Source organism: Corynebacterium sp. HMSC074A09, from assembly GCF_001811545.1.
GTDB lineage: Bacteria > Actinomycetota > Actinomycetes > Mycobacteriales > Mycobacteriaceae > Corynebacterium > Corynebacterium hiratae.
Genome location: NZ_KV805171.1, coordinates 169,958 through 193,925 on the forward strand (window position 1 = coordinate 169,958; position 23,968 = coordinate 193,925).

Below are 23,968 nucleotides of genomic sequence, written 5' to 3' on the forward strand. Positions count from 1 at the left end.
AAGAAACTCCCGGATGCCTTTGGCACCGGGATTTATTCGTTTGTGGTCACGGTAGGCACACTACTAGCCCCCACAATCGAGGAGAACCACAATCAGCGCTGAAGCTCGCATTAATGAGCGCATCCGAGTACCCGAGGTCCGTCTTGTTGGCCCCGGTGGTGAACAGGTGGGCATTGTCCGTACAGACGATGCTCGCAAGCTTGCGTACGAAGCCGATCTTGACCTGGTCGAGGTTGCCCCGAACGCTAAGCCGCCCGTAGCCAAGATCATGGATTACGGCAAGTTTAAGTACGAACAGGCTCAGAAGGCCCGCGAGTCCCGTAAGAACCAGCAGCAAACCGTGGTGAAGGAGCAGAAGCTCCGTCCGAAGATTGATGATCACGATTACGAGACCAAAAAGGGCAACGTGGTGCGCTTCCTGGAGAAGGGCTTCAAGGTCAAGGTGACCATCATGTTCCGTGGCCGCGAGCAATCGCGTCCGGAGCTGGGTTTCCGCCTGCTGGAGCGTTTGGCTGACGATGTCGCAGAGGTCGGCGTCGTGGAGTCGCGCCCCAAGCAGGATGGTCGCAATATGACCATGGTCCTTGGGCCCGTCCGCAAAGGCAAGAAGTAGACCACGCTCCACTTAGGATTTAAGGATTTAATTCTCATGAAGCAGAAGACTCACAAGGGCACCGCCAAGCGCATCAAGGTGACCGGCTCCGGCAAGCTGCGTCGCGAGCAGGCTAACCGCCGCCACCTCCTGGAAGGCAAGCCTTCCAAGCGCACCCGTCGTCTGAAGGGCACCGAGGACGTCGCCAAGGCAGACACCAAGCGCGTCAAGCGCCTTCTCGGCCGCGCATAGTCAGCGCCGAAACACTCCATCCCCACACACTCACAATCAAGATAAGGAAGTATTACTGTGGCACGAGTAAAGCGCTCAGTTAACGCCAAGAAGAAGCGTCGCGCGATCCTGAAGTCCGCTAAGGGCTACCGCGGCCAGCGCTCCCGCCTCTACCGTAAGGCCAAGGAGCAGTGGCTGCACTCCATGACTTACGCTTACCGCGACCGTCGCGCCCGTAAGTCTGAATTCCGCAAGCTGTGGATCCAGCGCATCAATGCTGCCGCTCGTATGAACGACATCACCTACAACCGCCTCATCCACGGCCTGCGCCTGGCTGAGATCGAGGTCGACCGCAAGATTCTCGCGGAACTTGCCGTCAACGACTTCGAGGCTTTCTCCGCACTGTGCGAGGCCGCCAAGGCCGCACTGCCGGAGGACGTTAACGCACCGAAGGCTGCGTAAGCGTCGAGCGTAGAAACGTCACGAACCCACCGCCCTCTTATGGAGGACCGGTGGGTTTCTTGTCGTGGGGAGTAGCACCCGCTAGGTCGGCGGGCGTACTGCTCCTCTTTGTGGTTTGTGTTACATTGCTCGTTGTTGTGTAAATCAAGGTAGCCGTTGGCTTCTGGGCCTGCCCTAGGGGCACATGGTGCGAAGGAGAGATAGTTATGACCAACCCGAATAGCGCGTATCAGCCCAATGGCGATGCTTATGGCGGTGGCTCTTATGGCGGACAGTCGCAGCAGTCGAACCCCTTCGGATCATCCAGTGATCAGTACGGTTACAGCTCGGCTCCGTATGGCGGTTCGCAGCAGTCCCAGAATCTGCCCGCACAGCAGGATGCATACCAGTCAAACTATGGCCAGCAGCCACCCCCGGGAGGCGAGCAGAAGTCATGGTTGGTAGCACTGCTCCTGTGCTTCTTCTTGGGCGAATTGGGGGTTCATAACTTCTATATTGGTCGCACGCAGCGCGGCATGTGGCAGTTGGGCCTTGCAATCGTAGGATTCGTTACCTCTTTTATCCTCATTGGCTTTATCCTCATCGGTGCCTTGGTGATCTGGAAGTGGGTCGAGCTCGTATTCATCGCCGGTGGCTTCTCCGGCTTTGATAAGGACGCCGACGGAGTTCCGCTAAAGAAATAAAGCCCACCCGTATCCGCGGAGATGACGTGGAGACCAACCGTCCCGCTACCCACTCAAACTTGCTGGGGGAGCGGGACTTTTCAATGTCTGGTTCGGTGGGTACCGTCAAATGCATGAATCTGGATTTTTCCTCTGCCTTTACTGAACGCACGCCGCGCGTGGTTAATGCCGCCAAATTGCACCGGGCGGCCAGCCGCCGAAAGGCGGAGCGTTTCATCATTGAGGGCGAAAACGCCGTGGACGCGGCCGTGTCCACCGGTGCCGCTACGGATGTTTTCGTGACGGAGAAGGCCGCCGAGCGCTTTGCACACATTGTTCAAGCCTGCGGCTACATGGACGTGTATGTGCATCCCATTACGGATAAGGCGGCAAAGCACCTGTCTGACACCGCCACGAGCACCGGGCTCTTTGCCGTGTGCCGCCCAGTGTTGTGGACCGCCGGGAAGATTTTGGCCGGCAAGCCGAAGCTGGTGTCGGTTCCTGTCTTGACGGCGGAGCCGGGCAACGCGGGAACACTGATCAGGACCTCGGATGCCATGGGCGCCGATGGCGTCATCTTTGCCGGGGAAACCGTGGATCCCTTGGGCTGTAAGGTAGCGCGCGCGTCGGCCGGATCACTTTTCCATGTGCCCGTAGCCCGAGACCCCAACATCAAGGATGTACTGGGCAAGCTGCGCTCCTCTGGTCTGCAAGTGTTGGCCACCGCAGCCGACGGCGAGGTGGACCTCGCCGATGCGGACCTGTCCCAGCCCACCGCGTGGCTCTTTGGCAACGAGGCGCACGGCCTGGGTGATTTACAGGATGAGGCGGACATGCGTGTGCGTATCCCGATTCTTGGCCGCGCGGAATCTCTGAACCTTGCTACGGCCGCCAGCATTTGCCTCTATGAGTCTGCGAAGCAGCAGAGCAGCTAGCGCCTCCGATGTGCCAGGGTTGGTGGCCACAGAAGTCAGGCGGCACGGTAAGATAGCTCGCGTTAGTTTTTGTGCGAGAAGAAGGTAATCAAGGCACGTGTCCGATACACCTCAGATCGAATTGACCGAAGAGGCCCTCGAGGCCGCCGCGCAGAAGGCCATCGCCGCCTTCGAAGCTGCAACCAGCCTCGACGAGCTCACCTCCGCCCGTCGCGAGCACCTTGGTGATAGCGGCTATATCCCGCAGGCCCGCCAATCGCTCGGACAGCTGCCGAAGGACCAGCGCAAGGATGCTGGACGCGCAGTGAACATGGCCCGCGGCAAGGTGGAAAAGCGCTTTGCCCAGATTCGTGAAGTGCTGGAGCAGGAGGCCCGCGCCGCGCAGCTGAAGGCGGAGAAGGTCGATGTCACCGTCCCTACCACCCGCGCGCAGACCGGTGCCCTGCACCCCATCACAGCGCTGTCGGAGCGCATCGCGGACATCTTTGTGGGCATGGGATGGGAAATCGCGGAGGGCCCTGAGGTAGAAGCAGAGTACTTTAATTTCGACGCTCTGAACTTCAAGCCCGACCACCCAGCCCGCACCTTGCAGGACACGTTCCACGTGGGCAAGGAAGGCTCCAAGCAGGTTCTGCGTACCCATACATCCCCGGTGCAGGTGCGCACGATGCTTGACCGCGATGTCCCGCTCTACATTGCGTGCCCGGGCCGTGTTTTCCGTACCGATGAGCTCGATGCCACCCACACTCCTGTCTTCCACCAGGTGGAAGGCCTTGCCGTGGATAAGGGGCTGACGATGGCCCACCTGCGCGGCACCTTGGAGCACTTGGCCAAGGTGCTCTTCGGCCCGGAGACTACCACCCGCATGCGCGTGAACTACTTCCCGTTTACCGAGCCCTCCGCCGAGGTTGATGTCTGGTTCCCCAACAAGAAGGGCGGCGCCGGCTGGATCGAGTGGGGCGGCTGCGGCATGGTCAACCCCAACGTCCTGCGTGCGGTGGGCATTGACCCCGAGGAATACACCGGTTTCGCTTTCGGCATGGGCCTCGAGCGCACCCTGCAGTTCCGCAATGGTCTGACCGATATGCGCGACATGGTCGAAGGCGATGTCCGCTTCACCCTGCCATTTGGCGTGCAGGCATAGGAACCCAGAGAAAGGATAGAAAGAAAAAATGCTTATTTCCCAAGACTGGGTTACCCGAATCCTGGGCACCGCTAATTCCGGCTGGACCGTGTCCTCTGAGGAACTGGACTCTGGCTTTGTCCGCGTAGGTTTTGAAACCGAGGGCTACGAGGCCCTTCCGGAAACCACGGGCCCGCTGGTTATCGGTCAGGTTGTAGAGATCGAAGAGCTCACCCAGTTCAAGAAACCAATTCGCTATTGCCAGGTCAACGTTGGCCAGGCCAATGGCACGGGGGAGCTGCAGGGCATTATCTGCGGCGCCCGCAACTTCCGCCTCAACGACTACGTCGTGGTCTCCCTTCCGGGTGCTGAGCTGCCGGGAGGATTCAAGATTGCCGCCCGCGAGACCTACGACCATATCTCCAACGGAATGATGTGCTCCGCAGCTGAGCTGGGCTTCGGCCCCAAGGCAGACGGCATCATCGTGCTAGGGGAGGAGGTTGCCGACAAGATTGGTGAGGATGCCCGCCCCCTTATTGGGCTGTCCGATACCGTCTTCGACGTCAACATCACCCCGGATCGTGGCTATGCCTTGTCTGCGCGTGGCCTGACGCGTGAAATTGCCTCCGCATTTGATCTCACTTTCCCCGACGTGGCGCAGGAACCGAGCGTGGCTGGCATCGACACCTCCGTCGTGCCGGCTCCGGAGGGCACGCTTATCGACGTTGACCTGAGGGAGGAAACCAAGGCGCAGCGATTTGGTCTGCGCAAGGTGACCGGTATTGACCCGGCAGCGCGTACCCCGTTCTGGATGGAGCGCGAGCTCATGCTCTCCGGTCAGCGCGCCGTCAACGTGGCTACCGACGTCACGAACTACGTCATGCTGCTTCTGGGCGCGCCGATGCACGCCTTTGACGCCGACGTGATCAAGGGCAACCTCGTTGTGCGCAATGCCAACGAGGGCGAGAAGTTCGAGACCCTCGACCATGTCAAGCGGGAGCTTTCGGAGGGCGACGTGGTCATCTGCGATGACAACGGTATCCAATCCTTGGCGGGCGTCATGGGTGGCACCACCTCCGAAATTTCTGACGAGACGACTGATGTCTACTTCGAGTCGGCCATTTGGGATCCGATCACCGTGGCCCGCACATCCCGCCGCCACAAGCTCTCCTCGGAGGCTTCTCGCCGTTTCGAGCGCGGAGTAGATCCGGCCATCGTTGAGGTAGCGCTGGACGTGGCGTGCGTGCTGCTTCAGCAGATTGCTGGCGGCACGATCGAGGCTGGGCGGACGCTCGTGGGCGACGTCGCCAAGCGCGAGCCCATCTTCCTGCGTGCGGCGAAGCCGAGTGAGTATGCCGGTATCGAATACTCCCAGGAGACCGTGGTGAAGCGCCTTACGGAGGTCGGCTGCGAGGTGTCTGGCGGGGAGGAGCTTTCCGTCGTCCCCGCCACTTGGCGCACGGACATCGAAATGGACGTTGATCTCATCGAGGAGATCCTGCGTCTGGAAGGGCTTGAAGACATTCCGACCATCCTGCCCACTCCGGTGGGCGGCCGCGGCCTAACTCCGGCGCAGAAGCGTCGGCGTGCGATCGGACATGGGTTGGCTTACGCGGGCTACGCCGAGGTCCTCCCGTCGCCGTTCATCGCGAACGACACCTTTGATACCTGGGGCTTGGACAAGGAGGATGCGCGCCGCCAGACCGTGGCCGTGCAGAATCCGCTCGAGTCAGACAAGGCGATCCTGTCCACGACGTTGCTGCCCAATCTCCTTGAGGCTATCGCCCGCAACGTTGCCCGTGGCCGCAGTGATCTGGCCTTGTTCGGCCTCCAGCAGGTGGCCTTCAAGCGCGCTGATTCTTCTCCCATGCCGTCGGTGGAGTCGCGCCCAGAGGAGTCAATGGTCGCCGATCTCCTTGGGTCTTTGCCGCTCCAGCCGTTGCACGTAGCCACGGTGGCCACCGGAAACATTGAACACGAAGGGCCGTGGGGAGCGGGCCGCGCCTACAGCTACGCGGATGCTATTGAGTCTGCGCGCCAGGTTGCTCGTTCCGCTGGCGTGGACATCGCAGTGAAGGCAGCTGAGCAGCTGCCGTGGCACCCGGGCCGCTGTGCTGCAATCGTTCTCGCAAGCGATGAGGAGACGGTCGTTGGCTACGCGGGTGAGCTGCACCCGCAGGTCCTTGAGGCCTTGGAGCTGCCGGCACGCACGTGTGCGATGGAGCTCGATGTGTCAGCCCTGCCGCTGGATGAGAAGTTCCCCGCCCCCGTGCTGTCCTCCTTCCCGGCTTTGCACCAGGACATCGCCTTGGTGGTGGACGAGGAAACCCCGGCGGAGACGGTTCGCCGTGTGGTCGAGGAGGGTGCTGGTGATCTCCTCGAGTCCGTGGAGCTTTTCGATGTCTTCCGTGGCGAGCAGCTCGGCGAAGGAAAGAAGTCCCTAGCCTTCCAGCTTCTCTTCCGTGCTGGTGACCGCACTCTGACTGATGAAGAGGCCAACGAGCACCGCCTCGCTGCTGCGGAGTTGGCCAAGCAGCGCCTTGGCGCACAGATGCGCGCCTAAGACTCTGTTGCTTCGCTAGTGCTTTAAGCCCGGTTAGCCCTGTGGGAGGTTAGCCGGGCTTTTGTTTAGCCGGGTTTGCGCGCGTTGGGGCAGGTGCTGACGTGGGGAGAGATCCCCTAGCGCTGGAAGGGGTGTGCTCTGCCTCATAACCTCAAGGGTGCAGCAAAGGTGCTGAGTTTCCAGACCAAGCCACACCGAAAGGATTGTTCACACCATGCGTCTTATTTCTCGTCTCACAGCCACCGCCGCCGTTGTCGGCGCACTGACCATCGCCCCACACGCTTCCGCTGACTTGTCCCAAGGTTTCTCCAACGCCGATGGCACCGTCAACTGTGAAGCTTCGAACATCGAAGGAACCTACGTCGCGTGCCTGTCTGAAGGGGCACGTGCCACTAGCCCGCAGTGCAACCCGCCGGGCCGGTTGGCGCCGCGCTTTTTCTACCACGCAGGTCGCTCCAAGGCTGACTGCTTCAACCAGGGCTTGACAACCACGAGCTTCAAGCGCCTTCAGCCAGGCCAGGTTCACCAGTTCAATGAGGTTGTAGCCATCGCGGATGCCCAGGGCGGTATCCACTTCGTCGGCCCGCATGGCTACCTAGGCTATGCAGGAAAGACCGCCGTATCGGGTGCGGAGGGACTGGGGAACGTCTCGTCCCGCGTCATGTAAACCTTCCTGAATCCTACTTTTCCTCACCTGTGCGCCGAGCTCTTCGGCGCATTTTTTCTGAATAACATACGGCGGAATGCATTATTTGCTAGAGTAGCTGCATGACTATTTCAGTAGCAATCGCCGGAGCTACGGGCTATGCAGGTGGCGAAATCCTCCGTCTCTTGCTGTCGCACCCAGCATACCTCTCGGGTGAGTTGCGCATCGGCGCGCTCACCGGGCACTCCAACGCAGGTCAGCGAGTATCTGAGCTCATGCCGCACCTGCCGCAACTGGCGGACCGCGTCATCGAGGACACCACGCCGGAGATTCTAGCTGGCCATGACATCGTGTTCCTCGGTTTGCCGCACGGGCACTCCGCGGAGATCGGCCGCCAGCTGGGGGAGTCCGTCACGGTGATTGACTGCGCAGCTGACTTCCGCTTGCGTAGCAAGGAAGACTGGGACGCGTTTTATGGTGGTGAGTACGCCGGTGCTTGGCCTTATGGAATCCCGGAGGTTCCCGGCAATCGTGAGGAGCTTAAAGGTAGCAACCGCGTTGCCGTACCGGGGTGCTTTCCCACCACGATTACCCTGGGTGCGCTGCCGGCCGTGGCGCAGGATCTGATTGAGCCAGAGCTGTCGGTGATAGCAATCACCGGGGTGTCCGGGGCAGGCAAGAAGGCCTCCGTGGCGCAGCTAGGTGCGGAAACTATGGGCAACCTCAAAGCCTATAAGCCAGGCGGGACACACCGGCATACCCCGGAGGTCCTGCAAAACCTACAGCCTTTTACGCAGCAACCGGTGTCTGTGAGTTTCACTCCGGTGCTGGCGCCGCTGCCTCGTGGCATTCTGGCGACGATTACGGCGCCGTTGAAGGGGGGCGTCGACAAGCGCACAGTCGCCGAGGCCTTCCGTGACTTTTATGCTGATGAACCATTCTGCCTCGTCCTGCCTGAGGGCCAACAGCCAGAAACGCAAAACGTGGTGGGCAGCAACATGGTCCATATCCAAGCACACGTGGATGAGCGCGCCCGCCGTCTCGTGATTACCGCGGCTCTGGACAACCTGTGCAAGGGCACCGCCGGCGCTGCTGTCCAGTGCATGAACCTGACTTTGGGATGGGAAGAAACCCTGGGCCTTCCACAGGCAGCAGTTGCCCCTTAAGGGGCACCCCTACTTTCCCAAGCGTTCCGCACCGCCTTCTTCAACTCACTTCCACACGAACTAGGAGAAACTCGACATGATTACCGCCCCTGCAGGATTCCTGGCTGGCGCCACGACAGCCGGAATCAAGCCCTCCGGAAAACCCGACATGGCCCTCGTAGTTAACCAGGGTCCTAATTTCGACGCCGCTGCGGTCTTCACGCGCAACCGCGTGGTGGCCGCACCCGTAAAGCTTTCCCGCGAAGCAGTTGCGGACGGCACTATTCAGGCCGTCATTTATAACTCCGGCAACGCGAATGCCTGCAACGGCGAACAAGGAGACAAGGATGCCGCGGCGATTGTGGAAGCCACCGCTGAGCACACGGGTATCCCCGCCGCTAACATCGCGGCGTGCTCGACGGGACTTATTGGAGAGCTCCTTCCCATGGATAAGGCATTGGCTGGCGTCGAAGTGGTTGCCGGGAATCTTGGCACGGATGCAGCTCACGGTCTGGCCGCGGCGGAGGCCATCATGACCACCGACACCGTAGCTAAAGAAGCACTCATTGAGGCTGAGGGCTGGAGCATGGGTGCGATGGGCAAGGGCGTGGGCATGATGGCGCCGTCACTGGCCACCATGCTGGTGTGCATCACCACCGACGCTGTTGCCTCCTCCGAAGCCTTGCACTCGGCGCTGCAGGCAGCGAGTGATCAGACTTTCAATACGCTCGATGTGGACGGCTCCACATCGACGAATGACACGGTCATTATCATGGCTTCCGGTGCTTCCGGGAAAGAACCTAGCCAGGAGGAGTTGGATGCTGCGGTTCTCGCGGTGTGCGCCGATATCGCGGATCAGCTTCAAGCCGACGCCGAGGGCGTGACCAAGCGCGTGAAGATCATCGTGGAAGGCACCGCTACCGATGAGCAGGCGCTCAACGCCGCGCGCACTTTGGGCCGCGACAACCTCTTCAAGTGCGCCATGTTCGGATCGGACCCGAACTGGGGCCGCGTCCTCGCCGCTGTCGGAATGGCAGATGCCGAGATGGATCCGGACCATATCTCCGTGTTCTTCAATGACCAAGCAGTGTGCGTCGGTTCCACTGGCGCGCCCGGCGCGCGCGACGTTGATCTTTCCGGGGCCGATATTGATGTGCGCGTGGACTTGGGCACCGGGGGAACCGGCACAGCTTTTGTCCGCACCACCGACCTGTCTCATGACTACGTGGAGATTAATTCCGCGTACAGCTCTTAAGAACGCGCGAGGAGGAACAATGCTTCAGGGACTAAGTAATGCTGACCGCGCCACTGTGCTCGCGGAGGCCTTGCCATGGCTGCAGCACTACCGCGACAAGATTGTGGTCGTGAAGTATGGCGGCAATGCGATGGTGGATGATTCCCTTAAGGCCGCCTTCGCTGCCGATATGGTTTTTCTGCGCACCGTGGGCGCCAAGCCCGTCGTGGTCCATGGCGGTGGGCCGCAGATCAACGACATGCTGGGCAAGCTGGGGATTGAAGGCGAATTCAAGGGCGGTTTCCGTGTGACCACTCCGGAGATCATGGACGTGGTTCGCATGGTCCTTTTCGGTCAGGTGGGGCGTGGCTTGGTCAACCTCATTAATTCACATGGCCCGTATGCCGTGGGTACCTCGGGTGAGGACGCTGGGTTGTTTAAGGCGCGCAAGCGGCTCGTCCAGGTCGATGGTGAGCCGACTGATATCGGCATGGTGGGAGAGATCGTCAGCGTCGATCCCACCGCCGTCATGGACATTATTGAGGCCGGGCGTATCCCGGTTGTGTCTACTATCGCGCCCGGTGATGAAGGCGAGGTGTACAACATCAACGCAGATATCGCGGCCGGGGCTTTGGCGCGAGCGTTGGGCGCCGAGCGCTTGGTGATTCTCACGAATGTGGAGGGCCTGTACACCGATTGGCCGAACCGCGACTCCTTGGTGTCGAAGATCGAGATTGACAAGCTCAGGGCTCTTCTCCCAGGCCTGGATTCCGGAATGATCCCGAAGATGGAGTCCTGCCTCATGGCCGTGGAGGGCGGAGTCAACGCCGCGCACGTTATCGACGGGCGCATCGCCCACGCCGTGTTGCTGGAGCTGCTGACTATGGGAGGCATCGGCACGATGGTGCTGCCCAATGACTATAACCGCGAGGACTACCCGGAGGGAACGGTCTTCAGGAAGGACGATAACAAGTGACCGCGCAGACCAAGTTGACAGAGCGTTGGGGTCAGGTGCTCAGCAACACCTATGGAACCCCACCCGTTGCCATCGTGTCCGGTAAGGGGGCCACGGTGACCGATGAAGACGGTAAAGACTACATCGACATGCTCGCGGGTATCGCGGTGAATTCGCTAGGCTACGCCCACCCGGCGATCGTCGACGCGGTGAGCGCCCAGGTGGCCGCCGTAGGCCACGTGTCCAATCTTTTTGCCAGCGAGCCCGTGATTGAAGCCGCCGGGAAACTCCTGGACAAGGTGGGAGATTGCGAGGCTCGCGTCTTCTTCTCTAACTCTGGCGCGGAAGCTAATGAGGCGGCCTTTAAACTGGCTCGTCTGACCGGCCGTCGCCGCGTCCTTGCAGCGCACCATGGTTTCCATGGCCGGACAATGGGTTCTTTGGCCATGACTGGGCAGCCCAGCAAACGCAAAGCCTTTGAACCTTTCCCGGGCGGAGTGGAGTTTTATACCTATGGCGACATCGACTACCTGACCGCTTTGGTGGAGCAAGATCCGGAGGACACCGCCTCCATTATCTTGGAGCCCATCCAGGGGGAGACGGGTGTCATCCCGGCACCTGAAGGTTTCCTGACGGCGGTGCGTGAGCTCTGCACCAAGCACGGCATCCTCATGGTCGTGGATGAGGTGCAAACGGGTGTGGGGCGTACCGGTGACTTCTTCGCCTTCCAGCATGAAGGCATCCTCCCGGATGTCATCACCATGGCGAAGGGGCTGGGTGCTGGCATGCCTATCGGTGCCACCATTGCGCGTGGTCAGGCCGCAGACCTTTTCACTCCGGGCTCCCACGGCACGACGTTTGGCGGCAATCCTGTCTCGTGTGCGGCGGCGTCAACGGTGCTGGAGCTTGTCGACGTCCCCTTCCTCGCCGAAGTCACCCGCAAGGGCGAGTGGTTGCGGCAGGAGATTGGTAAATCCCCTGCGGTGCAGTCGGTGAGGGGCCGAGGGCTTATGCTAGGTGTTGTATTAAATAAGTCGGTGGCCAAGGAAGTCGTGGCTGCAGGTTTGCAGCATGGACTAATCCTCAACGCCCCAAGTAGCGAGGTCGTACGCTTGACCCCGCCGCTGGTGATCACCGATGAAGAACTCACCCAGGCGGTGGAACGCCTGCATAAGGTACTGGAGGAAGTTGCATGAGTGTGCGCCATTTCTTGGCCGATGATGACCTCACGCCGCAGGAGCAAGCCGAGGTTCTCGACCTGGCTCTAAGGCTCAAGAAGAATCCCTTCTCCGAGCGCCCATTAGAGGGGCCGAAGTCGGTGGCGGTGCTCTTTGACAAGACGTCGACGCGCACGCGTTTCTCCTTTGAGGCGGGAATTGCTCACCTGGGCGGCCACGCCATCGTGACGGAAACTAAGTCGACGCAGATGGGCAAAGGGGAGACCTACCAGGACACCGCAGCGGTGCTCTCCCGTTTCGTTGAGGTGATCGTGTGGCGCACATATGCGCATCAAAACCTTCTGGACATGGCGGAGACTGCGACGGTACCAATTGTCAACGCCTTGTCCGATGACCTCCATCCCTGCCAGATCTTGGCGGACTTGGTGACCTGCCGTGAGAACTTCGGGGACCTTACTAGACTGAAGGCCGTCTACCTAGGGGATGGCAACAACAACATGGCAAATTCCTACATGCTGGGGTTTGCTACCGCTGGCGTGGAGATGACCATTGTTGCCCCGGAGGGTTTCCAGCCGCAGGCGGAGTTTGTTGAGCGTGCCCGAAAGCGCGGTACGGTGACGGTGACCGATTCCCTTGACGGCGTGGACGGCGCTGATGTTGTCATTACAGACACATGGGTGTCCATGGGCCAGGAGGATGACGGCAAGGACCGCCGCACACCGTTCTTGCCCTATCAGGTGACCGCGGATGTGATGTCCCGCGCTAAGGACGAGGCAATCTTCCTGCACTGTTTGCCGGCCTACCGCGGCAACGAAGTAACTGCTGAGGTAATTGATGGGCCCCAGTCGCGCGTTTTCGACGAGGCAGAAAACCGCCTCCATGCGCAGAAGGCGCTGCTGGTCTGGCTCCTTGCGGCTCAAAAGGAGAACTAAACGAATGACTACGACCCCAACTACACGCAATGCCCGCCAAGCCAAGATCTTGGAGATCTTGGATCGCACCCGGGTCACCAGCCAAGTTCAGCTCTCAGAGCTCCTGCTCGATGAGGGGATTGATATCACGCAGGCTACGTTGTCGCGTGATCTCGATGAGCTGGGAGCCAAGAAGGTCAAGCGCGATGGCGGGCGGTCCTTCTACGTGGTGGGCGGTGAGTTGGAGCAATTCGAAGATCAGCTCAACGGCCCGCGAGAGAAGCTCCGGCGCATGCTTGATGAACTGGTGGTGTCCCATGACTTCTCTGGCAACATCGCCATGCTGCGCACCCCGGCGGGCGCTGCGCAGTACTTGGCCTCCTTCATCGACCGCGTGGGACTTCCAGACGTGGTCGGCTGCATCGCGGGCGATGACACGATCTTCGTCCTCGCGCGCGAAGGGTTGACCGGCCGCGAGCTTGGTGAGAAACTCACCAACCGCAGCATTTAACATTTATACGTAAGTCTGTATAATATAAATAAGTTCGATTTTTTAGCACCTGTTTGTCTTAAAGGAGCCAATAACTATGACTGCACGCGTTGTGCTTGCCTACTCTGGCGGTCTCGATACCTCTGTCGCCATTCCTTACCTGGCCAAGATGACCGGCGGCGAAGTCATCGCCGTCTCTCTTGACCTCGGCCAGGGTGGCGAGGACATGGAGTCCGTGCGCCAGCGCGCCCTCGACTGCGGTGCGGTCGAGTCCATCGTCGTTGATGCCAAGGATGAGTTCGCAGAGGAGTACTGTCTGCCCACCATCAAGGCAAACGGCATGTACATGAAGCAGTACCCGCTGGTATCGGCCATCTCCCGCCCGCTCATTGTCAAGCACCTCGTTGAGGCTGCTCAGACTCACGGCGGCACCCACGTCTCCCACGGTTGCACCGGCAAGGGTAACGATCAGGTGCGCTTTGAGGTCTCTTTCCGCGCGTTGGATCCGGCTCTGGAGATCATCGCCCCGGCGCGTGACTACGCCTGGACCCGAGATAAGGCTATCGCCTTCGCCGAGGAAATTAACCTTCCCATCGAGCAGTCCGCAGCATCCCCGTTCTCCATTGACCAGAACGTCTGGGGCCGCGCGGTAGAGACCGGCTTCCTAGAGGACCTGTGGAACCCGCCGACAAAGGACCTGTACGCCTACACCGAGCAGCCGGACCTGGGCAATGCCCCGGACGAGGTGACCATCACTTTTGACAAGGGTGTTCCCACTGCTATTGACGGCAAGCCGGTGACCGTCCTCCAGGCTATCGAGGAGCTTAACCGCCGCGCTGGTGCCCAGGGCATTGGCCGCCTCGACATGGTGGAGGACCGCTTGGTAGGCATCAAGTCTCGCGAGGTCTACGAGGCCCCTGGTGCCATGGTGCTCATCAAGGCTCACGAGGCGCTGGAAGACGTCACCGTGGAACGCGAGCTGGCCCGTTACAAGCGCCTCACGGACGCTCGCTGGTCCGAGGAGGTCTACGATGGCCTCTGGTTCTCGCCGCTGAAGCGCTCCCTGGATGCTTTCACCGAGTCCACCCAGGAGAACGTCACCGGCGATATCCGCATGGTTCTGCATGCTGGCACCGCCACCGTCAACGGCCGTCGCTCTGGCCAGTCGCTGTACTCCTTCGACCTGGCTACCTACGACACCGGCGATACTTTCGATCAAACCGCGGCCAAGGGCTTTGTCCAGCTGCACGGCCTGTCGACGCAGATCTCCAACCAGCGTGACCGCGACGGCGGTTTCCCCACCGGTAAGTAAACCAGCACAGCCAAGGTCAAGGTAAGGAATCGATGCATAAGACTAACGAGGGTGCGCTGTGGGGTGGCCGCTTTTCGGGCGGCCCCTCCGAGGCGATGTTTGTCCTGTCCGTATCCACCCACTTCGACTGGGTCCTCGCCCCCTATGACGTGCTGGCCTCCAAGGCTCACGCCAAGGTCCTGCACAAGGCCGGATTGCTATCCGACGCTGACTTGGACACCATGCTTAACGGCCTGAGTGAACTAGGGGAGAAGGTCGCTTCTGGTGAATTCACCCCGCTGCCGACGGATGAAGACGTCCACGGTGCGATGGAGCGCGGTCTCATCGACATCGTAGGACCTGAGGTCGGCGGCCGCCTGCGCGCTGGGCGCTCCCGCAATGACCAGGTGGCAACGCTGTTCCGGATGTGGATTCGCGATGCCATTCGCGATATCGCACTTCAGGTCACGGATTTGGTGGAGGCTCTGGCTAGCCAGGCCGAGGCCCACCCGGATGCCATTATGCCGGGCAAGACCCACTCCCAGGCGGCGCAGCCGGTGCTGCTGGCACACGAGCTGCTCGCTCATGCCCAGCCGCTGCTGCGCGATATCGAGCGCCTGCAAGATCTGGATAAGCGCTTGGCGGTGTCCCCTTATGGTTCTGGTGCGCTTGCGGGTTCCTCGCTGCACCTGGATCCGGAGGCGATTGCCGAGGAGCTGGGCTTCGATTCTTCCGCGGAGAACTCGCTGGACGGTACGGCGGCACGTGACTTCGCCTCCGAGACGGCCTTCGTGCTCACCCAGATCGCGGTGGACATGTCCCGACTGTCGGAAGAGATCATCTACTGGTGCACCCCGGAGTACGGCTATGTCACCCTGCATGATGCCTGGTCGACTGGTTCCTCGATCATGCCGCAGAAGAAGAACCCGGACGTTCCGGAGCTGACCCGCGGTAAGACCGGCCGACTCATTGGTAACCTCACCGGCCTGTTGGCAACGCTCAAGGCGCAGCCTTTGGCTTATAACCGTGATCTGCAGGAGGATAAGGAGCCCATCGTCGATTCGGTGGCGCAGCTGAACCTCTTGCTGCCGGCCATGACTGGGCTGGTGGAAACCCTGACCTTCCATGAAGATCGCATGCGTGAGCTGGCCCCGCGTGGCTTTACTTTGGCCACCGACCTGGCCGAATGGATGGTGCGCCAGGGTGTGCCATTCCGTGAGGCGCATGAGGCTTCCGGTGCCTGCGTGCAGATCGCGGAGTCTCGCGGTGTGGATCTGGTGGATCTTACGGATGAGGAACTGGCGGGCGTCGACAAGCGCCTGCTTCCGGAAGTTCGTGAGGTGCTGACCATCGATGGGGCAGTGGCATCCCGCTCCACCAAGGGCGGCACCGCTGGCGTTCGCGTGGTGGAGCAGCGTGACAAGGTTCGCGAGCGCGCTGGCGCCGCGCGGGAGTGGGCGAAAACTGCCCTGCGCTAGTCCGCACAGAGAATGAGTAACCGCATGGTCTTTTCAGGCCATGCGGTTCTTTTGTGTGTGGGGGTAGAAAACGAACCTATTACTACTGGGCAGCGATGTGCTGGGTTGCACTGTGGGGGTATTGAAGTGACGGAAGTCTCATTAGGTTGTTATAACGTTTTCTTAGGGAATGTGAAGAAAGGCACGTTCGCAACTTTGAAAGGACTACCTTCCTAATGGCTGATACACTTCGCCCGCCCAACACGGAGTCTCACGAGAAGGAGAAAGCGGTCTATGCTTCGGAAGACCACGGACTTCAGAAGGGGATGGGCAATCGCCAGCTCCAGATGATTGCCATCGGCTCTGCGATCGGTACCGGTTTGTTGCTCGGTACCGGCAGCCGTTTGCAAACCGCTGGACCATTTCTCGCAGTTTTGTATTTGGTCTGCGGTTTCTTCGGTTACATTATCTTGCGCTCGCTCGGAGAGCTCATTGTCTACCGCCCAAGTTCGGGTTCTTTCGTGTCCTATGCGCGTGAGTTTTACGGCGAGAAGACTGCCTTCGTTACCGGATGGCTCTACTGGGGCAACTGGGCTGCGACCTTGGTGGCCGACGGCACAGCCGTGGCCATCTACATCAAGTGGTTTGGCCAGTACACTTCCTGGCTCGACGCTGTCCCGCAGTGGTTGCTCGCTCTCGGCGTGGTGTGCAGCATCCTGTTGTTCAACATGTTGTCGGTGAAGATCTTCGGTGAACTGGAGTATTGGTTCTCCATGATCAAGATCATCGCGCTGTTGATTTTCATGGTCGTGGCTATCGGCGTGGTGATTATGGGTCACCCGAATGGTGACCCGACGGGCTTTAGCCTGATATCCGATGCCGGTGGCTGGCTGCCCAATGGCCTGCTTCCCGCAGTCATCGTCATCCAGGGTGTGGTCTTTGCTTACGCCGGTATCGAGCTGGTGGGCACCACCTCCGGTGAGACCAAGGACGTGGAGAAGCACATCCCACGCGCGGTCAACAGCGTCCTGTTCCGCATCGTGGTCTTCTACTTCGGTAGTGTGCTGCTGCTGACCCTGGTGCTGCCGTACACCAGCTACGTTGCGGAAGTATCGCCGTTCGTGACCTTCTTCGAATCCCTCGGCGCTGGTTATGCCGCACCGATCTTCCAGCTGGTCGTCATCACCGCGGCAATCTCCTCGCTAAACGCCGGACTGTATTCGACGGGCCGCATCATGTACAACATGTCTACTGCCGGCTCCGGGCCGAAGTTCGGCGCGCGCATGTCCAAGTCCGGTGTGCCCTATGGTGGCATCGTGATGGCCGCCTTCGTCGGCCTTGCCGGTGTGTTCCTCAACTATGTTGTGCCTGAAATGGCCTTCGAAATCGTGCTGAACTTGGCGGCGCTGGGAACACTGGCGTCGTGGGCTGCAGTGGCCTTGTCACACATCAAGTTCGTGCAGCTGGCCAAGAAGGGGCGCTATACCCGCCCGAACTACCGCTCGCCATTCGGCCAAGCTGGTGACTGGTCCGTTCTCGCTTTCATCGGCGTGGTCATCATCCTCATGGCTTTCGATTACCCCATCGGAACCTTCGCTTTGGTCTCAACGCTACTTCTCATCCCAGTGTTTGCGGCAATGTGGTTTGCCTGGCGTGAGCGAATCTACGCGATTGCGGCGGAGAGGAAGGCCAAGCACCTGCCGACCTCGCGCTTCCCGGCCGCACCGCAAACGGACCTTCACCCCAGGAACCGAAACGCACAGCACAGCAAGAACCAAGACAAGAACTAAGAATGGAGACTTTGATGAAGCCTGTAGTTAAGTTTGTTGATGTAGAGAATATGGCGCGCTGGATTCAGCGCGAAGGCGTCGAGAACATCATCACCGGGATGGTGGACTACCTTGAAGCCGACTACCGCGAATGGGAGCGCTTCGACAAGGTTGCGCGCGTTGCCTCCCACACCCCCTTTGGTGTTATCGAGCTCATGCCGACCTCCAATGGCAAGGAGTACTCCTTCAAATACGTTAACGGTCACCCGTCCAACCCCGCCCGCGGCTTTCAAACGGTTACTGCCTTCGGCGTGTTGGCAGACGTCGACAATGGATACCCCACCTTCGAAGCTGAAATGACGCTTCTTACTGCACTACGCACGGCCGCGACCTCCGCCATGGTGGCCAAGTACCTAGCCCGCAAGGATTCTAAGCGCATGGCCATGGTGGGTGCCGGCTCCCAGTCCGAGTTCCAGGCCCTTGCCTTCCGCGGAGTGATGGGAATCGATGACATTGCCATCTACGATATTGACCCTGAGGCCGTAGAGAAATTCCGACGCAATCTGGAACCGCTGGGCTTCAACATTACGGCCGTTTCGAGCGTTGACGAGGTCGTTGTGGGCGCGGATATCATTACCACCTGCACTGCGGACAAGGCTCAAAACCAGATTCTGGCCGAGCGCCACGTTGCACCGGGCGTGCACCTCAATGCCGTCGGTGGTGATTGCCCGGGCAAGACCGAGCTCGAAAGCTCCATCCTGGATAAATCCAAGGTCTTTGTTGAATTCCCAGAGCAGACACGCATCGAAGGAGAGATTCAGCAGAAGCCGGAGGACTTCCCGGTTGTCGAGTTCTATCAGGTACTCACCGGCCAGGCCACCGGGCGCGATAATGATGAGCAGATTACGCTCTTCGATGATGTCGGATTTGCCATCAATGATTTTTCTGCACTGCGCTACCTGCGTGATTCCGTCAAGGGTACAGATTTGGAATCCGAAATCGACATCATCGCGAACCCCGACGACCCGAAGGACCTTTTCTCGTTGGTCGCGAACGTACCTTCTCTTCTTTAACCAGAGCGCACGGAAAGGGGGGAGCCTGTTTCTCCCCTTACCCCGCCGCGAATCCAGCGGTGAGAAGAAAATCACTTTATGATTTAGAACATGAGCAGCTCATCATCGAAGAAGCGCACCAAGTCCTTCGTGATCGCCGCGGTTTTCCTTGCGCTCGCTGTGGTATCCGTCGTGATAGGTCGCGGAGGTAGTTCCCTTCCGAGCTTTGGCTTTTCCACAACTACGCACCACGTTAAGGGCGCCATTAGCCCGGAGCTGGAGGCTGTTTTTAAGGACCCGGCCACAACGAAGGCGATGGAAAAGCACAATATCGAACTCGAGCTCGATATCCTGCCGGCACGGAACTTCGTTGAAGGAAGCAGTAGCTTGGACAAAGATTATGACTTTGTGCTCGCGGATCCTAACGGCGCTACATGGACCTCCGATGTGCGCGATGCCCATCCGGAACTAGCCGGAAGGGATGACCTATCCCCGATGTTTTTTGGTAAGCCGCTGTTGGTGCTGGTACATAGCGAGCTTGTCGAGGACATGAGGGACCACGGCTTGGTTGCGGGATACGACAACCAGGCGGCTTTGGACATGGAGACGCTGGTGGAGATGTCCCAGAAAGACACTCGCTGGCGGGACATCAGTCCGTCCTTCGGCTCGCCGCGCGTGGTGGATGTGGCCGTGCCACAGGTGGACCAGTCCTTTGCCGCACTGCGCTATGCCCGGGTCGTACACACCGCGGCCGCGAACTATGCGGAAAAGGACCTGGGCAGCGATAACAAGGAGAAGATCAACGCGCAGGCGGATGACATCATGCGCCGCCTCGTTGCTGATCAGGGGTATGGCGAAACCACTGATCAGGGCATCCTCGATGCTTTCCTCCGTGTGGATAAGGGCGAAATGCCTATGGTATTGACCACCGCGGAGCAGTACGTGTACCTAGAACGTGCGGGCAAGGACCTATCCGGCTATACGCTGTTGGCGTTGAAACCGGCGACGAAACTAAGCAGCATCGTTCTTCCACTCACTGAGGAGGGCGCATTGTTCGTCACAGCAATGAATGACGCAATCCCAGCGGTCGCGGAGAGCTTAGGTTTGGGCTCGCAGAATTCGGACTTCATTGCCAAAATTGAGCCTTCAGATAACTACCAGATCCCGGTGGATGGTGGCGATACCACCCCACTGCGGTGGGCGGATTATGAAGAGATTTTGCGAGTGGTTGGCTAAGGCCCCGCAAGGAAAGCATCAGGAAGGTACAAGGGAATGTTTCGGTCTTTAAAAGTCCTGCTCGTCATGCTGAGCGCCATGGCGCTGACGGCTTGTTCGGCAGGTGACTTGTTCGATGATGTGGATATGCCGGGTTCCGGCTCGTCCTTCAGCGGTGGCCTCAACATTGTGGCGGCCACGGAGCTTAAGCCTCTGGAGCCGGTGCTTGACGACGCCTCCCAGGACCTCGGCTTCGATATCACCATGACCACCGAGGATGGGACGCTGGCGAATTCCCGCAGCCTGAAACAAGGCGGTTTCGACGGATCCTATGATGCCACGTGGTTTGCCACCAATCGTTATGCGCGCATCATTGGTGCCGATGAGAAGCTGCGCAAAGAACACAGTGTGGCGCGATCCCCCGTGGTACTCGGTGTGCAGCCTTCCGTGGCTAAGGAAAAGGGCTGGACCACGAAGCAACCAACGTGGCAGGAGATTGCTGACTCGGGGATTACCTTCGGTATGACCGATCCTTCGACCTCAAACTCGGGCTTCTCCGCGCTATCGGCTGCGACCACTGCTTTCGCGGACACCGGGCGCGCGCTTACGGAGAAGGATATCCGCCAGGCCACGGGCAAGGTCCAGAAACTCTTCAGTAACCAGACTTTAACGTCGGGATCGTCGGGTTGGCTGGCTGATAGGTTCCGCGAGCATCCGGAGCAGGCCGACGCCATCCTTAACTATGAATCAGTGCTGTACCAGCTCAAGGATGAGGGCGTCGATCTTGAGGTGGTCATCCCCTCCGACGGCGTGATTTCGGCGGACTACCCTTTGTCGGCTCTCGCCAGCTCCCCGGACCAGGAGGCTGAAGGTAAGGTGCAGGCACTTGCCGAATGGTTTGCTGAACACCCAGAGAAGCTGAGGAGCTACCACCTGCGTGTGGACGATTCTGACATGCCCGGGACCATCTTCGAGCTGCCGTACCCGGCCAATGAACAAACCGTAAGCGCACTGGAGGATGCCTTTGCTCACGAGCTGCGTAACCCTGGCAACACGGCGCTGGTCTTGGATACCTCGGGCTCCATGGAGGGCGAGCGCATTGATTTGCTCAAGAATAGTCTGCGCCCGCTGATCGACGGCTCAGCTGACGGCTCTCCAGACGGCGAAGGCCAGGTAGCCTTCCGTAACCGTGAGCAGATCAAGCTCATCCCATATTCTTCTGAGCCGCAGCAGCCGACTCGCGCGCGAGTCGATTTGCAGAACCCGGCAACCACAAAAGAGCTTGCTGATCGCGTAGATCGACTCGTGGCGGATGGCGATACGGCGACGTTCGAGGCTGTGCTCAATGCCTTCAACGAGGTAGACACCAGCAGCGGCGAGATTGGGACCGTGGTGCTCATGACTGATGGCGAAGTGACGCGTGGGCGTACTTTTGCACAATTTAAGGAGGCCTATGAGCAGCTTCCCCCAGAGAAAAAGGAGATCCCGGTCTTTGTCATCTTGTATGGTGAAGCCAACATTCAAGAGATGGAGGAGCTTGCTCAGCTCACGGGCGGCAAGACATTCGATGCGCTCAACGGTGACCTCGCCGCGGCCTTCGAGGAAATCCGCGCTTACCAGTAAAAATCTCCACCTATCCCCAGGAGGACCTACACCTTATGAACACACTGAACTCGCGGAAGATCGTCGTCGGCGTTGCGGTAACGGCGCTCGTTATCGTCCTTCACGTGTTGACTGGTGGCGGTTTAGGTTTCTTGTGGCCACTGGTCGCGGTCTGCACAGGTGCGGCTGCGGGATTCGTGACGCCGCCAAAGCAGGAGAAAGCTATTGAGGCCCCCACCTCGGGTGCAGGTCAACTGATTAGCTCATTGGAGGGCGTCCGATACAACCTGAAGCAGTCCAAAGTGCCCGGACCTGTTAAGAAAGCGTGGGACTCGTTCGATGACTCGGCCGTGTGGGTCCTAGACAATTGGCACCGCCTCGACGATGCCCCACACCAGCAAGCCCTCGTGCGGGACATGATTGAAGAACACTCTAAGGAGCTGGTGAATTCTTACCTCGACGTCACGGACTTGAAGAATCCAGTGGCTGTCGAGGAAATGAGCGAATCGCTGGGGATCCTAGGCCGAGAGATGGGCGAGATTCGAGACGCCATTGCCCAAAACTCAGTACGCAACCTGCGCAACCATTCCATGGCTCTCAAACTCGAATACGGCGGGACCCTTCCATCCATCGAATCCAAGGAGGTGTAGGGTTAGCGGTTATGAGTCTCGATTCGAAGCTGCTCGACATCTTGGTATGTCCGCAGGATAAAGGTCCGCTGAACTATCTGGCCGAAGAACAGGTTTTGGTCAACGAACGCCTCGGCGTGGCCTATCCCATTGAGAACGACATTCCCGTCATGCTGGTAGACCACGCAGTACCGTGGCCACCCCAGAACTAATTCTCACAGCACCGAATCGACTTTCCAAGGAGCATTCATGAACATCATCGATGAGCTGCAGTGGCGCGGCCTCATTAACCAGTCCACCGACCTTGACGCACTGCGCGAGGCTTGCGAAGAGCCCATTACCTTGTACTGCGGTTTTGATCCAACCGGTGACTCCCTCCATGCTGGTCACCTCGTTCCGATGATTATGCTGCGCCGCTTCCAAAAAGCTGGCCACCACCCGATTGCTTTGGCCGGTGGCGCGACGGGCCAAATCGGTGACCCACGCGACGTAGGGGAGCGCACCATGCTGTCGCAGGAGACCATCAACGAGAACATGGTGGCTATCAAGAAGCAGCTGCGCCAGTTTATTGACTTTGAGGGCGAGAACGCAGCCACCATGGTCAACAATGCTGACTGGACCTCGCAGATGACCGTCATTGATTTCCTGCGTGATGTCGGCAAGAATTTCTCGCTGAATACCATGTTGGACCGTGATACCGTCAAGCGCCGCTTGGAGTCCGACGGTATTTCCTACACCGAGTTCTCCTACATGCTCCTCCAGTCCAATGACTACGTTCACCTCCGCGAGGAGTACGGCTGCGTCCTGCAGATTGGCGGTGGCGATCAGTGGGGCAACATCGTGTCTGGCGTCGACCTCAATCGCCGCGTTAAGGGCGTCAAGGTTCACGGACTCACCGTCCCGTTGGTGACGGATGCCCAGGGGCAAAAGTTTGGCAAGTCTACCGGCGGCGGAAAGCTCTGGCTCGATCCGGAAAAGACGTCGCCTTACTCGTGGTACCAGTACTTCCTCAATGCCGGTGACTCCGTGGTTATTGACTACCTCCGGTGGTTTACCTTCCTGTCGAAGGAAGAGATCGCTGAATACGAGGAGAAGGTTGCTAATGAACCTTTCCGTCGCGAGGCACAACGGCGTCTCGCCCAGGAGATGACCACGCTGGTCCACGGCGCGGAAGCCACCAAGGCTGTGGAGCTTGCTGCTCAAGCGCTGTTCGGTAAAGCAGAGCTTGCTGACCTTGATGAGCAGACGCTGGCGGGTGCGCTTTCTGAAACCACCGTGGCCGAGGTGGCTGCCGGTGAACCGCGCTCCATCGTTGATCTGTTGGTTGCTTCTGGTCTGGCAGAGTCCAAGGGCGCGGCTCGACGCACCATCAAGGAAGGTGGCGCCTACGTCAATAACCAGCGTATTGAAGCCGATGACTGGGAGCCGGCGGACGAAGACTTGCTTCACGGTAAGTGGCTGGTGCTTCGTCGCGGTAAGAAGAACTTTGCCGGTGCCAAGCTGAACTAATTAGAGCTCTCGACTTCGCTAGATGACTGCATGCGAATCCCGTCGCCTTGTGCGGCGGGATTCGTCGTTTCTGGGACAGAGTATCTGCACCGGCCGCCGGAGGTTAAGGAAAGTGCTGTTAACCAGGCGATTTGTTGAAGCTTGGGGCTGTGCGTATATTTATCGAAGTCGCCGCGAGACGCTGGTGACACGGAGATTAACTCCTAGTTGACAAGGGATAAACTTGTTAGCTAGAGTATGAACTCCAGCCGCTCAGAGCAGAGAATAGATGAATTCGATGTGACGGGTGTGCGGATGATGTTTGAGAACTCAATAGT

Annotated in this window: 23 protein-coding genes; all 23 read left to right on the top strand. The window is 59.4% G+C overall.

The features are described 5' to 3' along the window. The first annotated feature begins 91 nt into the window (after window positions 1–91). Entirely contained in the window at window positions 92–613 is a 522-nt protein-coding gene (infC, locus tag HMPREF2807_RS12260) for a translation initiation factor IF-3 (RefSeq protein WP_083306725.1), read from the top strand. 36 nt (window positions 614–649) lie between these two features. Beyond that, entirely contained in the window at window positions 650–844 is a 195-nt protein-coding gene (rpmI, locus tag HMPREF2807_RS12265) for a 50S ribosomal protein L35 (RefSeq protein WP_010190075.1), read from the top strand. A 57-nt stretch (window positions 845–901) separates the two neighbouring features. Then, a complete protein-coding gene (gene rplT, locus HMPREF2807_RS12270) occupies window positions 902–1,285 on the top strand; it encodes a 50S ribosomal protein L20 (protein WP_005323264.1) in 384 nt (127 codons plus the stop codon). 206 nt (window positions 1,286–1,491) lie between these two features. After that, the gene (locus tag HMPREF2807_RS12275) at window positions 1,492–1,968 is read left to right on the top strand and encodes a TM2 domain-containing protein (protein ID WP_046648530.1); all 477 of its coding nucleotides are present in this window, start codon (window positions 1,492–1,494) and stop codon (window positions 1,966–1,968) included. A gap of 113 nt (window positions 1,969–2,081) precedes the next feature. Continuing rightward, window positions 2,082–2,882 (top strand): TrmH family RNA methyltransferase, encoded by an 801-nt coding sequence (locus HMPREF2807_RS12280; protein ID WP_046648591.1) that lies wholly within the window; start codon window positions 2,082–2,084, stop codon window positions 2,880–2,882. Window positions 2,883–2,979: 97 nt separating this feature from the next. After that, window positions 2,980–4,026 carry a phenylalanine--tRNA ligase subunit alpha gene (pheS, locus tag HMPREF2807_RS12285; RefSeq protein ID WP_046648529.1) on the top strand — a complete coding sequence of 349 codons (1,047 nt, stop codon included), beginning with the start codon at window positions 2,980–2,982 and terminating at the stop codon, window positions 4,024–4,026. Window positions 4,027–4,054: 28 nt separating this feature from the next. Further along, window positions 4,055–6,568 carry a phenylalanine--tRNA ligase subunit beta gene (gene pheT, locus HMPREF2807_RS12290; protein WP_070513293.1) on the top strand — a complete coding sequence of 838 codons (2,514 nt, stop codon included), beginning with the start codon at window positions 4,055–4,057 and terminating at the stop codon, window positions 6,566–6,568. A 214-nt stretch (window positions 6,569–6,782) separates the two neighbouring features. Continuing rightward, window positions 6,783–7,235 carry a hypothetical protein gene (locus tag HMPREF2807_RS12295; protein WP_046648527.1) on the top strand — a complete coding sequence of 151 codons (453 nt, stop codon included), beginning with the start codon at window positions 6,783–6,785 and terminating at the stop codon, window positions 7,233–7,235. A gap of 101 nt (window positions 7,236–7,336) precedes the next feature. Further along, window positions 7,337–8,380, top strand: a complete 1,044-nt coding sequence (argC, locus tag HMPREF2807_RS12300; protein WP_046648526.1) for an N-acetyl-gamma-glutamyl-phosphate reductase — start codon at window positions 7,337–7,339, stop codon at window positions 8,378–8,380. Window positions 8,381–8,456: 76 nt separating this feature from the next. Further along, window positions 8,457–9,614, top strand: coding sequence for a bifunctional glutamate N-acetyltransferase/amino-acid acetyltransferase ArgJ (gene argJ, locus HMPREF2807_RS12305; RefSeq protein WP_070513294.1), 1,158 nt, complete (start codon window positions 8,457–8,459; stop codon window positions 9,612–9,614). Between the two features lie 19 nt (window positions 9,615–9,633). Next, window positions 9,634–10,569, top strand: a complete 936-nt coding sequence (gene argB / locus HMPREF2807_RS12310) for an acetylglutamate kinase (protein WP_070513295.1) — start codon at window positions 9,634–9,636, stop codon at window positions 10,567–10,569. Continuing rightward, complete coding sequence (locus HMPREF2807_RS12315; protein WP_070513296.1) at window positions 10,566–11,744, top strand: acetylornithine transaminase; 1,179 nt, start codon at window positions 10,566–10,568, stop codon at window positions 11,742–11,744. Before argB ends, HMPREF2807_RS12315 begins: the two co-directional genes overlap by 4 nt. After that, window positions 11,741–12,658, top strand: a complete 918-nt coding sequence (argF, locus tag HMPREF2807_RS12320; RefSeq protein ID WP_070513297.1) for an ornithine carbamoyltransferase — start codon at window positions 11,741–11,743, stop codon at window positions 12,656–12,658. Before HMPREF2807_RS12315 ends, argF begins: the two co-directional genes overlap by 4 nt. A 4-nt stretch (window positions 12,659–12,662) precedes the next feature. Further along, complete coding sequence (locus HMPREF2807_RS12325) at window positions 12,663–13,148, top strand: arginine repressor (RefSeq protein ID WP_046648521.1); 486 nt, start codon at window positions 12,663–12,665, stop codon at window positions 13,146–13,148. Window positions 13,149–13,224: 76 nt separating this feature from the next. Further along, a complete protein-coding gene (locus HMPREF2807_RS12330) occupies window positions 13,225–14,439 on the top strand; it encodes an argininosuccinate synthase (protein WP_046648520.1) in 1,215 nt (404 codons plus the stop codon). Between the two features lie 32 nt (window positions 14,440–14,471). Then, complete coding sequence (argH, locus tag HMPREF2807_RS12335) at window positions 14,472–15,896, top strand: argininosuccinate lyase (protein WP_070513298.1); 1,425 nt, start codon at window positions 14,472–14,474, stop codon at window positions 15,894–15,896. Between the two features lie 215 nt (window positions 15,897–16,111). Next, on the top strand, window positions 16,112–17,665 hold the full coding sequence (locus HMPREF2807_RS12340; protein ID WP_070513300.1) for an amino acid permease: 1,554 nt from the start codon (window positions 16,112–16,114) through the stop codon (window positions 17,663–17,665). Between the two features lie 14 nt (window positions 17,666–17,679). Then, window positions 17,680–18,717 carry an ornithine cyclodeaminase gene (locus HMPREF2807_RS12345; protein WP_049154619.1) on the top strand — a complete coding sequence of 346 codons (1,038 nt, stop codon included), beginning with the start codon at window positions 17,680–17,682 and terminating at the stop codon, window positions 18,715–18,717. A 90-nt stretch (window positions 18,718–18,807) separates the two neighbouring features. Continuing rightward, window positions 18,808–19,932 carry a hypothetical protein gene (locus HMPREF2807_RS12350; RefSeq protein ID WP_070513303.1) on the top strand — a complete coding sequence of 375 codons (1,125 nt, stop codon included), beginning with the start codon at window positions 18,808–18,810 and terminating at the stop codon, window positions 19,930–19,932. Between the two features lie 36 nt (window positions 19,933–19,968). Beyond that, window positions 19,969–21,534, top strand: coding sequence for a vWA domain-containing protein (locus HMPREF2807_RS12355; protein WP_049154614.1), 1,566 nt, complete (start codon window positions 19,969–19,971; stop codon window positions 21,532–21,534). Window positions 21,535–21,569: 35 nt separating this feature from the next. Further along, a complete protein-coding gene (locus HMPREF2807_RS12360; RefSeq protein ID WP_046648514.1) occupies window positions 21,570–22,163 on the top strand; it encodes a hypothetical protein in 594 nt (197 codons plus the stop codon). A gap of 11 nt (window positions 22,164–22,174) precedes the next feature. Next, the gene (locus tag HMPREF2807_RS12365; protein WP_049154615.1) at window positions 22,175–22,354 is read left to right on the top strand and encodes a Trm112 family protein; all 180 of its coding nucleotides are present in this window, start codon (window positions 22,175–22,177) and stop codon (window positions 22,352–22,354) included. 37 nt (window positions 22,355–22,391) lie between these two features. Next, window positions 22,392–23,651, top strand: a complete 1,260-nt coding sequence (gene tyrS / locus HMPREF2807_RS12370) for a tyrosine--tRNA ligase (RefSeq protein ID WP_049154616.1) — start codon at window positions 22,392–22,394, stop codon at window positions 23,649–23,651. Window positions 23,652–23,968: the final 317 nt, after the last annotated feature.